Below are 12,071 nucleotides of genomic sequence, written 5' to 3'. Positions count from 1 at the left end.
TGCAATTGCCGTCTATCCTTGGGGGTGTGGCGGCAAAAGCCATCTGTTTACCTATTTTTTATATTGAATCCTTAAAGGAGTGCGGCACATGTCAAAAGGGCATTCGCTACAAGACCCTTACTTGAATACTTTACGTAAAGAGAAAGTGGGGGTTTCCATCTACCTGGTAAACGGGATCAAACTGCAAGGCACGATCGAGTCGTTCGACCAGTTCGTTATCCTGCTGAAGAACACCGTCAGCCAGATGGTTTACAAACACGCTATCTCTACAGTCGTGCCGGTTCGTCCAATTCGTCTGCCAAGCGCAACCGAATCCGAAGCAGGTGACGCTGAGCCAGGTAACGCCTGATAGGAGTCTCCTTTGTTCTTTGAGCGCCACGGTGGTGGTGAACGAGTCATCCTCGTTCACTTGGATGGACAGGACCCTGAGGCGCGCGAAGATCCGCAGGAGTTTCAGGAACTGGCAAATTCGGCTGGCGCCGAGACCGTTGCGTTTTTTAACGTGCCGCGTCATCGGCCAACCGCCAAATACCTGATTGGCAGCGGCAAGGTCGAGGAACTGCGCGACCTGGTTCACGCCAAAGAAGCCGATCTGGTCATCTTCAATCACACCCTTACGCCCAGTCAGGAACGTAACCTCGAACGTGTCTTCGAGTGTCGCGTGATTGACCGTACCGGTCTGATTCTCGATATTTTCGCCCAACGCGCCCGTACCCATGAGGGCAAGCTCCAGGTAGAACTGGCCCAGCTTGACCACATGAGCACCCGGCTGGTTCGCGGCTGGACTCACCTTGAGCGTCAGGGTGGCGGTATCGGCCTGCGCGGTCCGGGTGAAACCCAGCTCGAAACCGACCGGCGACTGCTGCGGGTTCGCCTGCGCCAGATCAAGGGGCGGCTGGAAAAAGTGCGCAGCCAGCGCGAACAGTCGCGTCGCGGCCGCTCGCGTGCGGATATCCCAACCGTGTCTCTGGTGGGATACACCAACGCCGGTAAATCCACACTGTTCAATAACGTGACGAAGTCCGAGGTGTACGCGGCTGACCAGCTGTTCGCCACGCTCGACCCGACCCTGCGCCGTCTGGATCTGGATGACCTGGGGCCGATTGTTCTGGCCGACACCGTGGGTTTCATCCGCCACTTGCCGCACAAACTGGTCGAGGCATTTCGGTCTACGCTCGAAGAGTCGAGCAATTCCGACCTGCTGTTGCACGTGATCGATGCGGCCGAACCGGATCGCATGTTGCAGATCGAGCAGGTGATGGTGGTGCTGGGCGAGATCGGTGCCCAGGACTTGCCGATCCTCGAGGTCTATAACAAACTCGATTTGCTTGAAGGCGTTGAGCCACAAATCCAGCGCGATGAAAACGGCAAGCCTCAGCGGGTCTGGCTGTCGGCGCGTGATGGCACCGGTCTGGAATTGCTCGAGCAGGCGATTGCCGAGTTGTTGGGCAGTGACCTGTTCGTGGGAACCCTGCGCCTGCCTCAGCGGTTCGCGCGTCTGCGTGCCCAGTTCTTCGAACTGGGTGCGGTGCAGAAAGAAGAACACGACGAAGAAGGGGTCAGCTTGCTGGCCGTTCGATTGCCACGCTCGGAGCTCAATCGACTGGTCAGTCGTGAAGGCGTTGTGCCGACGGAGTTCATCGAGCAACACACTTTGCAATAAAAGCCTGGCAAAGCGGTTGTGCCGCAACGGCAGGCATTCTGTAGCATTGGTCGGCGCGCCGTGGGTGCGTCTTTGCTTTATCAGATGGAGAGCGCTATGGCTTGGAATGAGCCGGGTGGCAACTCGAACAATCAGGATCCTTGGGGTGGCAAGCGTCGCAACAACGGCGACCGCAAGGGGCCGCCGGATCTCGACGAGGCCTTCCGAAAGCTGCAGGAAAGCCTGAACGGGTTGTTCGGTGGTGGAAAAAAACGCGGTGATGACGGTGGCGGCTCGGGCAAGAGCGGCGGCTTCGGCGGCCTGCTCGGCATCGGCCTCGTCGTGCTGGCGGCGGTCTGGCTGTACAGCGCGGTGTACGTCGTGGACGAGCAGGAGCAAGCCGTGGTGCTGCGCTTCGGCAAGTACTACGAGACTGTCGGTCCCGGCCTGAACATCTATTTCCCGCCGATCGACAAGAAGTACATGGAGAACGTCACGCGTGAGCGTGCCTACACCAAGCAGGGCCAGATGCTGACCGAAGACGAGAACATCGTCGAAGTGCCGCTGACCGTGCAGTACAAGATCAGCAACCTGCAGGACTTCGTGCTGAACGTCGACCAGCCGGAAATCAGCCTGCAACATGCGACCGACAGTGCGCTGCGCCATGTGGTGGGTTCCACCGCGATGGATCAGGTGCTGACCGAAGGTCGTGAGTTGATGGCCAGCGAGATCAAGGAGCGTCTGCAACGTTTCCTCGATACCTATCGCACCGGTATCACGGTCACCCAGGTCAACGTACAGAGCGCAGCGGCACCGCGTGAAGTGCAGGAAGCCTTCGATGACGTGATCCGCGCCCGTGAAGACGAACAGCGTTCGCGCAACCAGGCTGAAACCTACGCCAACGGCGTGGTGCCGGAAGCTCGTGGTCAGGCCCAGCGCATCCTCGAAGATGCCAACGGTTACCGTGACGAAACGGTCTCGCGCGCCAAGGGTGAGGCGGATCGCTTCACCAAGCTGGTTGCCGAGTATCGCAAGGCGCCCGAGGTTACTCGCCAGCGTCTGTACCTGGACACCATGCAGGAAGTCTTCAGCAGCACCAGCAAGGTACTCGTGACCGGCAACAAGAATGGCCAGAGCAATCTGCTTTACCTGCCGCTGGACAAGATGATTCAGAACAGTTCGGGCAGCAATGCGCCGGTCACCGGTTCGGCTGCCGCCAGCAACAACACGGACGTCACGCCGCATGTCACTGACCTGCCGCAGTCGCGTACAAGGGAGACCCGCTGATGAGCAATAAATCGCTGATCGCCCTGATCGTTGGCGTTGTCGTGGTACTGATTGGCTGGAACTGCTTCTACATCGTCGCTCAGACCGAGCGCGCGGTGTTGCTGCAATTCGGTCGCGTGGTTCAGGCTGACGTCCAGCCGGGTCTGCATGTGAAGGTTCCATACGTTAACCAGGTGCGTAAATTCGACGCACGTCTGATGACGCTGGATGCGCCGACGCAGCGCTTCCTGACGCTGGAAAAGAAAGCCGTGATGGTCGATGCCTACGCCAAGTGGCGCGTGAAAGATGCCGAGCGCTTCTACACCGCAACGTCCGGCCTCAAGCAGATTGCCGACGAGCGTCTTTCCCGTCGTCTGGAATCGGGCCTGCGTGACCAGTTCGGTAAGCGCACCCTGCACGAAGTGGTGTCGGGTGAGCGCGATGCGCTGATGGCTGACATCACGGCGTCGCTGAACAAGATGGCGGAAAAAGAGCTGGGTATCGAAGTCGTCGATGTCCGGGTCAAGGCCATCGATCTGCCGAAAGAAGTGAACCGCAGCGTGTTCGAACGTATGAGCACCGAGCGTGAGCGTGAAGCTCGCGAGCACCGCGCCAAAGGTAACGAGCTGGCCGAGGGCATCCGTGCCGACGCCGATCGTCAACGCCGCGTGTTGCTGGCTGAAGCCTATCGTGAATCCGAAGAGATTCGCGGTGACGGCGACGCCCAGGCCGCTGCGATCTACTCCAAGGCCTACGGTCAGGATCAGGATTTCTACGCGTTCTACCGTAGCCTGCGTGCCTACCGTGAAAGCTTCGCGAACAAATCCGACGTCATGGTCCTCGACCCAAGCAGCGACTTCTTCAAGTATCTGGAGAAGGCCAAGCCTTGATACGACGTTGACCTGAATTACTCCGCCCGGCGGCTAAAACCTCGGGCGGGGTGATCCTTTGGGAAAACGTGTGTATGATGCGGCAGCCGGGAAATTCCCGGCTTTTTTGCGTCTGCACGTTTGATTGCTGTTTTTGTTGCAGAAGATCGGGTTGAATGGCCCGACAGTTTTTCGAGGAAAGTGATGGGCGAAGCCGGTAACAGGCCTTTCGCCGCGTCGTTCATGCGCGTGCGTTTTGAACGGGCCGGTCATTTTCTGCTTCACTCAAGGCTCGCCCTCGGGCTGGCCGCCCGGATCTAAGGGGAATGGCGTAATGGCAACGGTAGACCGCTGGCTGCTGCCAGATGGCATCGAAGAAGTACTGCCACCGGAAGCGGCGCGCATTGAAGTCGCGCGTCGTCAGGTGTTGGATCTGTTCCAGAGCTGGGGTTACGAGTTTGTCGTGACTCCCCATATCGAGTACCTGGAATCCCTGCTGACCGGCGCGGGCCAGGACCTGGATCTGCGTACCTTCAAGGTCATCGACCCGCAATCGGGCCGGCAGATGGGTTTCCGTGCCGACATCACGCCGCAAGTGGCGCGCATCGATGCGCACACCCTGCGTCGCGAAGGCCCGAGCCGTCTGTGCTACGCCGGCAGCGTGCTGCATGCCCAGCCGCGTGCCTTGTCGTCTTCGCGCAGCCCGATCCAGCTGGGCGCCGAGTTGTACGGCGATGCCAGCCCGAGCAGCGATGTCGAAGTCATCAGCCTGATGCTGGCCATGCTGCAACTGGCCGACGTGCCGGACGTGCACATGGATCTCGGGCATGTCGGCATCTACCGCGGTCTGGCTCAGGCGGCCGGTCTGTCGGGTGAAGTCGAGCAGCAGTTGTTCGATGCACTGCAACGCAAGGCCATCGACGAGGTCATTACCTTGACCGAAGGTCTGCCGGCCGATCTGTCCGGCATGTTGCGTGCGCTGGTCGATCTGTGCGGCGGCCGTGAAGTACTGACCGCTGCCCGCGAGCGTCTGGCCAATGCGCCGGCGCCAGTACTGGCGGCGCTGGAAGATTTGCTGGCGATCGCCGAGCGCCTGTCAGTGCGCTTCCCGGAATTGCCGCTGTACTTCGACCTGGGCGAGCTGCGCGGTTATCACTACCACACCGGTGTGGTGTTCGCGGTGTTCGTGCCGGGTGTTGGCCAGTCCATCGCTCAGGGCGGTCGCTACGACGACATCGGCGCCGACTTCGGTCGCGCCCGTCCGGCCACCGGCTTCTCCACCGATTTGAAAACCCTGGTGACCCTGGGGCGTGCTGAGATCGAGCTACCGTCTGGCGGTATCTGGATGCCTGACAGTACGGATGCGGCACTCTGGCAGCAGGTTTGCCAGTTGCGCAGTGAGGGTCAGCGTGTCGTTCAGGCATTGCCTGGACAACCTTTGGCCGCCGCCCGTGATGCGGACTGCGACCGGCAATTGATCCAGCAGAACGGGCTTTGGCAAGTATCGCCACTGGCTTCCTGAGTTTTCCTGCCGGCCACCGCCGGCACCAAGTTTGCGCGAATGAGGACAAGTGTTATGGGTAAGAATGTCGTAGTCCTGGGCACCCAATGGGGTGATGAGGGCAAAGGCAAGATCGTTGATCTGCTGACCGAACATGCTGCCGCCGTAGTGCGCTACCAGGGTGGCCACAACGCTGGCCACACCCTGGTGATCGACGGTGAGAAAACCGTCCTGCACCTGATCCCGTCGGGCGTGCTGCGCGAAGGCGTGCAGTGCCTGATCGGCAACGGCGTGGTGGTTGCACCTGACGCCCTGCTGCGGGAAATCACCAAGCTGGAAGAGAAGGGCGTACCGGTTCGCGAGCGCCTGCGCATCAGCCCATCCTGCCCGCTGATCCTGTCCTACCACGTGGCACTGGACCAGGCTCGTGAAAAGGCCCGTGGCGAGATGAAGATCGGCACCACCGGTCGCGGCATCGGCCCGGCGTACGAAGACAAGGTTGCACGTCGCGGCCTGCGCATCGGTGACCTGTTCCACCGTGAGCGTTTCGCCGCCAAGCTGGGTGAGTTGCTGGATTACCACAACTTCGTACTGGTCAATTACTACAAAGAGCCGGCCATCGACTTCCAGAAGACACTCGACGAGTGCATGGAATACGCCGAACTGCTCAAGCCGATGATGCTCGACGTCACCGCCGAGCTGCACGACCTGCGTCGCGCCGGCAAGGACATCATGTTCGAAGGCGCTCAGGGTTCGCTGCTGGACATCGACCACGGTACTTACCCGTACGTGACCAGCTCCAACACCACTGCCGGCGGCATCGCGACCGGTTCGGGTGTCGGCCCGATGTTCATCGACTACATCCTCGGTATTACCAAGGCCTATACCACGCGCGTCGGTTCGGGTCCGTTCCCGACCGAACTGTTCGACGATGTTGGTGCGTTCCTCGCCAAGCGTGGTCATGAGTTCGGCGCCACCACCGGTCGCGCCCGTCGTTGCGGCTGGTTCGATGCCAACATTCTGCGTCGCGCCATCGACGTCAACAGCATCTCGGGCCTGTGCCTGACCAAGCTGGACGTGCTGGACGGTCTGGAAACCATCAACATCTGCGTGGGTTACAAGAACGCTGATGGCGCCATGATCGATGCACCGACCGATGCTGACAGCTACATTGGCCTGGAGCCGGTGTACGAGCAGATGCCGGGCTGGAGCGAATCGACCCTGGGTGCCAAGACCCTGGAAGAGCTGCCACAGGCTGCACGCAATTACATCAAGCGCATCGAAGAGCTGGTCGGCGCGCCGATCGACATTATTTCGACGGGCCCGGACCGCAACGAAACCATCGTTCTGCGTCATCCGTTCGCTTGATAAGTCGTTGATGTAAAAACACAAAGGCCCCTTCATCGGGGCCTTTGTCGTTTATGCCTGTTGGACGGCATGACCTTTGCTGTGATTCTGTCTACAAGAGTGCCATCAAATTAATGGCGTCAGAAGTAGAGGGATTCAAAGTGTCAGCCGTTCTCTCACTGTTACAAAGCCGTCTGTTGCGGCCCGTGTTCGTTACCCTTGGTATCGCCCTTTTGGTGCAAGTGCTGGTGGCCGTTGCCCTGACGCGGAGCACCGTGACTGCGCTGGAAGCCGATCTCGGCACCCGCCTGGGCGCCGACAGCCAGAAATTGTCCGGTGAGCTGGAGCAGGCCGGGCGCGAAGTCACATCGAGCCTCGACAACCTCTCCTCAAGTACCCGTCAGCGTCTGACCGCCGGTCTTTCCTCGCGTCTGAAGGACGAGCAGGCGCAACTGCGTGCGACTCTGGAAAAAGACCTGAAGGATTCGGCCAATGACATGGCCCAGTTGCTGGCCTCGGTGGCGCCTCGCGCCATGTGGGACAGCGACGTGCCGACCCTGTCCGAATTCGCCCGCCGGGCCCAGCGCAACCCCAACGTGCTGTTCGTGGTGTATGACGACGCCACCGGCCAGCATCTGACCCGCTACCTCAACCGTGAAAACCCGATCAACAAGGCCCTTTTGGAAAAGGGCCAGGGTGAGCGGGCACTGGATAAAGTGCTGGATGCGGCGAAGAACGATCCGTCGGTCTACTACCTGGAAGCCTCGATCAACCCCAATGGCGTGGAGATCGGCAAGGTATTGATGGGCGTCTCGACTGCTTCGGTGGAAGCCGATCTGGCGGCACTCGATCAGCGCTTCGCGGCGCTGATTGCCAGCAGCGATCAACTGGTCGGCGACAGCCTCAAGGGCGCTGCGGCCGACAGTGCCACCGCCATGCGTGCGCGCTTGCAATCGGCGCAGTCCACGGCTGCCGAAATGAAGGCCAACACCACCAGTACCGTGCAGGATGCTGCAGCCACCCTGCGCTGGCGCATCGGCATGGGCCTGGCGCTGGTCGGTGCCGGCGTGTTGTTGCTGCTGGCGGTCGTGCTTGGTCATCGAGTGGTCAAACGCCTGAAAATGCTCAATGCGGCGATGGATGATCTGGCAGCAGGCGAGGGCGATCTGACCAAGCGTGTGCAGATCAATAGCAAGGACGAAATCGGCGACATGGCTTCGGCGGTCAACCGCTTTGTGGATAAGTTGCAGCCAATCGTGCGTGAGGCCGGGGATGTGGCTCAGCGTACCGGTGTGGAAATCGGTGCCATGACTCTGCGCAACGCCGGTGCCGATGCGGCGGCCGGGATGCAGCGTGATGAAGTGGCTGAAAGTCTGCGGGCACTGTCGCAAATGGCCGACGAAGCACAGTCGGAAAGCCATGCGATGCAGGCCGCGTTGAAACAGGTGGTGGATATTCGGCAGGCCACCGACGAGAACACTCGCACTTCGGCGAAGGTCGGCAGCCTTATCGAGGCGTTGGCGGGACAGGTCGATACCGGGGCGAAAGTCATCGAACGGCTGGCGCAGCAGAGTGAACAGATCGAAGTGGTGCTGACCGTGATTCACGGTATCGCCGAGCAGACCAACCTGCTGGCGCTCAACGCCGCCATTGAAGCGGCCCGGGCGGGCGAGACCGGTCGCGGGTTTGCGGTGGTGGCGGATGAAGTCCGCGCGTTGGCGAGCAAGACCCAAAGTTCCACCGGCGACATTCAGGCGCACATTGTGGCTTTGCAGCAGGGAGCCCGTGAAGCGGTGGAGGCGATCGGTCAGGCCGGGCGTCAGGCCAGCGAGGGCTTGCTGGTGTTGCGAGACAGCGCGCGGTTGCAGCAATCGGTTCAGGCGTCGGTCGAGCAGGTGCATGCGGCGATCGGGCTGGCGACTCAGGCTGCGGCGCATCAGGCGCAGGGCGCGCAGGCAGTGCGTGGGCGGGTCGAGACGATTCATGCCCAGGCCGAGAAAGCCGCTCAGGCGGTGGTCGAAACCACGGCCAGCGGCAAGGTGCTTGATGGTCTGGCGGCGCAACTCAAGGCCAGTCTGGGCCAGTTTCGGGCTTGATGTGACAGGCAAAAAAAATCGCAGCCTCGGCTGCGATCTTTTTATCGGCTCAAATACATCCGGGTCGTCAGCAGGTAAACGGGCAATCCCGATACCACAATCAACAACGCCGCATAAGGCGCTGCCGCTGCAAACTCGACATTAGCGGTGTGCGCCCAGACTTCCGTCGCCAAGGTGTTGAGCCCCGTCGGACTCAGCAGCAACGTTGCCGTCAACTCCTTCATGGCATCCAGAAACACCAGCGCAAAGGCGGCGCCCAGTGCCGGGAAGATGATCGGCAGGGTCACTCGGCAGAACGCCGTGAACGACGATGCGCCCAGCGTGCGGGCGGCTTCTTCGAGTTGCGGTGCGGCCTTGTTCAGCGCCGTGCGGATCGGTGCCTGAGCCAGCGGCAGAAACAGCAGCGCATAGGCGATCAGCAGTAGCGCGGAGGTCTGGTACAGCACCGGCACGTAATGCAGGGCGAAATACACCAGCGTCAGGGCAATCACCAGTCCCGGCAGGGCGTGCAGCAGATAGGGCAGGCGTTCGGCCCAGATCGCCAGTTGGCCTTTGTAGCGCACTACCAGCAATCCGACCGGTACCGCCAGCACCAGACACAATCCCGCGCCACCCAGCGATAGCGCCAGTGAAGACAGCAAGGCTTCAGTGATTGCGGCCACCGGAAAGGCCGCTGACGATCCCACGGCGAGCCAGTAAGCCAGCATGCCCAGCGGAATCCCGCTGCCGACAACCGCCAGCATCAGGCAATACAACTGGCCTGCGATCGCCCACGGCCCAAGTCGCACTTGTTCAGCCCGACGCGCCGCGCCCTGGCCGGTACGCACATGGCGGCCCTTGCCACGCACGCGCAGTTCCAGCCACAACAGCATCAGGCACAGCACCAGCAAAACCGCCGACAGCATCGCTGCGTTGGCATTGCTGAATTCCAGTTCGAATTGCTGATAGATCGCGGTGGTGAAGGTTTGCAGGCCAATGATCGACAGTGCGCCGAACTCCACCAGCATGTGCAATGCAATGAGTAGCGAACCAGCCAGCAGTGAAGGCCAGAGCAGGGGCAGGGTGACACGGAAAAAAACGCCCAAGCGATTCTGGCCCAGCGTCCGTGCCGATTCCTCAAGGGAGGGATCAAGATTGCGCAGCGTGGCGGCTACCGGCAGAAAGATCAGCGGGTACTTCGACAGGCTCATCACCAGGATCGCCCCGCCGAGTCCTTCGAACTGCGCGCTGAGCGAAACCCAGGTAAAGCTGCTGACAAACGCCGGCACCGCGAACGGCAGGCAAAGAATCACGCCCCACAGCCGCCGGCCCGGCAGGTTGCTGCGCTCCAGTAACCAGGCCAGCGACAGGCCGATCACGCCACAAGTCACCGTCACGCCAACCATCAGCGCCAGTGTATTGCGCAGCAGGCCGAATACGTACGGGCGCCACAGCAAGTGCAGCGCTTCGGTCCAGCCCGCTTGCCAGGCTTTGAGGCCGACGTAGGCCAGCGGCAGCAGGCTCATGACCACCAGCAGCAACACCGGCAGCACCAGCCAGATCGACGGCCGCTTGCGCCGTGGCACGTAACCCCCGCGCGTGGCGGGGGCGGATAACGATGTGGTCATCAGTTCAGGCCAACTTCGCGTTCCAGCTCCAGCGCTTCTTCGGCATTGCCGAGATCGGCGGGCGTGACATCCGGTGCTTCCAGTTCGTTGAACGGCTTGAGACCGCGATCCGATTCCATGCCTTTATGCAGCGGGTATTCGGCAGTGGTCTGGGTGATGACGCGCTGGCCTTCTTCGCTGGCCATGTAGGCGAGGAACTGCTGGGCTTCTTTTGGATGTTTGCTGGATTTCAGCACGGCTGCACTGGACACGGTGATCAGGCCGCCAACGTCGCCGCCGGTGAAGTAATGCAGTTTCGAATCAAGCTGACCTTTTTCCCGCTGCAGGGCGAACCAGTAATAGTTGTTCACCAGTACGGTGGCGACTTCGCCGTTTTCCACAGCCTTGAGGGCGACCATGTTGTTGCTGTAGGTCTTGCCGAAGGCGCGCAGTCCGGTCAGCCATTCTTCGGCGGCGTCGCGACCGTGCTTCTTGATGATGGCGACTGCCTGTTCCTGGAACGCGCCGCTGGTCGGTACGAAACCGACCTTGCCTTGCCACTGCGGGTCGGCGAAATCCAGCACCGATTTTGGCAGGTCTTTTTCATCGACCAGTTTCGGGTTGAAGGCCACCACGCGAACCCGGGCGGTGACGCCGATCCAGGTGCCGTTGCCGGCGACGTATTCTTTCGGCAGAACGGCCAGGGTCGCGTCGTCGGTCTTGGCCAGCAGGCCGAGTTCGCCGAGGTTGTTCAGCGGTGGGGATTCTTCGGTGTAGATGACGTCGGCGGGAGAGCGGTCGCCTTCTTCGATGATCTGGCTGGCCAGCTGATTGCTGCTGCCCTTGCGTACATTGACGTGAATGCCGGTCTTGGCTTCGAAGGCTTTGGCGATGGCGTCGCCGACCTCCTTGTGCTGACCGTTATAGAGAGTCAGGGAAACCGCGTCGGCAGCCTGGGTGAGGGGAGTGGCGAGTGCCAGGCTGAGCAGGGTGACGGTCAAGCCGCGGCGCAGGGTATTTCGAAACATCATTCGCAGGGTTCCTCACTGTCGCATTGCAAAAACTTGCAACAATGATAAACGATATTGTTTCTCAAGTGCGCCTTGTGGGCAAAGGGTAGGTCTGGTAGACGTTTGGATTCATCTTTTCCAGACCCCGGAAACGCAAAAACCCGCTTTCGCGGGTTTTTGTGAAATTCAAGATCGTGACCTTGAATTTGAATTGGTGCCCAGAAGAAGACTCGAACTTCCACGACCGTAAGGTCACCAGCACCTGAAGCTGGCGTGTCTACCAATTTCACCATCTGGGCTTCATCTTCAGCGTTGCCGCCGTTGATGTGGCGCACTATACGGAGCGCCTTTTGATCTGTAAACCCCTGATTTGATTTTAATAAATCATTTTCAGAAAAATCCCGGGCGCAGAATGCAAAAAACCCGCTTTCGCGGGTTTTGTGTGAGTCTTGAAACTGATCTAGTCTCAAACTCGAAATTGGTGCCCAGGAGAAGACTCGAACTTCCACGACCGTAAGGTCACCAGCACCTGAAGCTGGCGTGTCTACCAATTTCACCACCTGGGCATCTCGCCAACGTGTGTACGTCGTCGATGGCGCGCACTATACGGAGCGTGTTTTTAACTGTAAACCCCTGCCAGCAAAAAAAATGGTTTTTTTTACCAGCGGTGTTCAAAACGCCCCTCAGGCGTCGATACAAGGCTCCAGACGCGCCTTATATAGTCGGAAATTTCCCGTTTGATGGCGCCTATGCC

9 protein-coding genes and 2 tRNA genes are annotated in these 12,071 nt (G+C 60.2%); 7 read left to right on the top strand and 4 right to left on the bottom strand.

All coding sequences use genetic code 11. The annotated features are described in order from the left end of the window. The first annotated feature begins 88 nt into the window (after positions 1–88). From hfq to CAF79_RS28225, 7 genes are all read left to right on the top strand, one after another. Positions 89–349: an RNA chaperone Hfq gene (gene hfq / locus CAF79_RS28255; protein WP_007902656.1), complete on the top strand. Its 261-nt coding sequence runs from the start codon at positions 89–91 to the stop codon at positions 347–349. 12 nt (positions 350–361) lie between these two features. Then, positions 362–1,663 (top strand): ribosome rescue GTPase HflX, encoded by a 1,302-nt coding sequence (gene hflX / locus CAF79_RS28250; protein ID WP_085701311.1) that lies wholly within the window; start codon positions 362–364, stop codon positions 1,661–1,663. 96 nt (positions 1,664–1,759) lie between these two features. Beyond that, the gene (hflK, locus tag CAF79_RS28245; protein WP_085685164.1) at positions 1,760–2,929 is read left to right on the top strand and encodes an FtsH protease activity modulator HflK; all 1,170 of its coding nucleotides are present in this window, start codon (positions 1,760–1,762) and stop codon (positions 2,927–2,929) included. After that, positions 2,929–3,798 carry a protease modulator HflC gene (hflC, locus tag CAF79_RS28240; protein WP_085701310.1) on the top strand — a complete coding sequence of 290 codons (870 nt, stop codon included), beginning with the start codon at positions 2,929–2,931 and terminating at the stop codon, positions 3,796–3,798. Before hflK ends, hflC begins: the two co-directional genes overlap by 1 nt. A gap of 313 nt (positions 3,799–4,111) precedes the next feature. Continuing rightward, complete coding sequence (locus tag CAF79_RS28235; RefSeq protein ID WP_007950716.1) at positions 4,112–5,299, top strand: ATP phosphoribosyltransferase regulatory subunit; 1,188 nt, start codon at positions 4,112–4,114, stop codon at positions 5,297–5,299. Between the two features lie 54 nt (positions 5,300–5,353). Continuing rightward, the gene (locus CAF79_RS28230; RefSeq protein ID WP_085701309.1) at positions 5,354–6,646 is read left to right on the top strand and encodes an adenylosuccinate synthase; all 1,293 of its coding nucleotides are present in this window, start codon (positions 5,354–5,356) and stop codon (positions 6,644–6,646) included. A 140-nt stretch (positions 6,647–6,786) separates the two neighbouring features. Then, complete coding sequence (locus CAF79_RS28225; RefSeq protein ID WP_085701327.1) at positions 6,787–8,721, top strand: methyl-accepting chemotaxis protein; 1,935 nt, start codon at positions 6,787–6,789, stop codon at positions 8,719–8,721. A gap of 41 nt (positions 8,722–8,762) precedes the next feature. Here the strand turns inward: CAF79_RS28225 and CAF79_RS28220 are convergent, their stop codons facing one another. From CAF79_RS28220 to CAF79_RS28205, 4 genes are all read right to left on the bottom strand, one after another. Further along, positions 8,763–10,328, bottom strand: a complete 1,566-nt coding sequence (locus CAF79_RS28220; protein WP_085701308.1) for an iron ABC transporter permease — start codon at positions 10,326–10,328, stop codon at positions 8,763–8,765. After that, the gene (locus CAF79_RS28215) at positions 10,328–11,338 is read right to left on the bottom strand and encodes an extracellular solute-binding protein (protein ID WP_085701307.1); all 1,011 of its coding nucleotides are present in this window, start codon (positions 11,336–11,338) and stop codon (positions 10,328–10,330) included. The genes CAF79_RS28220 and CAF79_RS28215 overlap by 1 nt, the downstream gene beginning before the upstream one ends. A 191-nt stretch (positions 11,339–11,529) precedes the next feature. Then, a tRNA-Leu gene (locus CAF79_RS28210) sits at positions 11,530–11,616 on the bottom strand. Positions 11,617–11,796: 180 nt separating this feature from the next. After that, a tRNA-Leu gene (locus CAF79_RS28205) sits at positions 11,797–11,883 on the bottom strand. Between the last annotated feature and the right edge of the window lie 188 nt (positions 11,884–12,071).

Origin of the sequence: Pseudomonas sp. B26(2017) (assembly GCF_002113045.1) — a bacterium.
GTDB lineage: Bacteria > Pseudomonadota > Gammaproteobacteria > Pseudomonadales > Pseudomonadaceae > Aquipseudomonas.
The sequence above is the reverse complement of the archived record's forward strand: the minus strand, read 5'-3'. Positions and strand labels throughout refer to the sequence as shown.

Excerpts from the sequence above, each read along its gene's own strand:
- hfq (WP_007902656.1), top strand. The coding sequence starts at position 89 with ATGTCAAAAGGGCATTCGCTACAAGACCCTTACTTGAATACTTTACGT.
- hflK (WP_085685164.1), top strand. The coding sequence starts at position 1,760 with ATGGCTTGGAATGAGCCGGGTGGCAACTCGAACAATCAGGATCCTTGG.
- hflC (WP_085701310.1), top strand. The coding sequence starts at position 2,929 with ATGAGCAATAAATCGCTGATCGCCCTGATCGTTGGCGTTGTCGTGGTA.
- CAF79_RS28235 (WP_007950716.1), top strand. The coding sequence starts at position 4,112 with ATGGCAACGGTAGACCGCTGGCTGCTGCCAGATGGCATCGAAGAAGTA.
- CAF79_RS28230 (WP_085701309.1), top strand. The coding sequence starts at position 5,354 with ATGGGTAAGAATGTCGTAGTCCTGGGCACCCAATGGGGTGATGAGGGC.
- CAF79_RS28220 (WP_085701308.1), bottom strand. The coding sequence starts at position 10,328 with ATGACCACATCGTTATCCGCCCCCGCCACGCGCGGGGGTTACGTGCCA.
- CAF79_RS28215 (WP_085701307.1), bottom strand. The coding sequence starts at position 11,338 with ATGATGTTTCGAAATACCCTGCGCCGCGGCTTGACCGTCACCCTGCTC.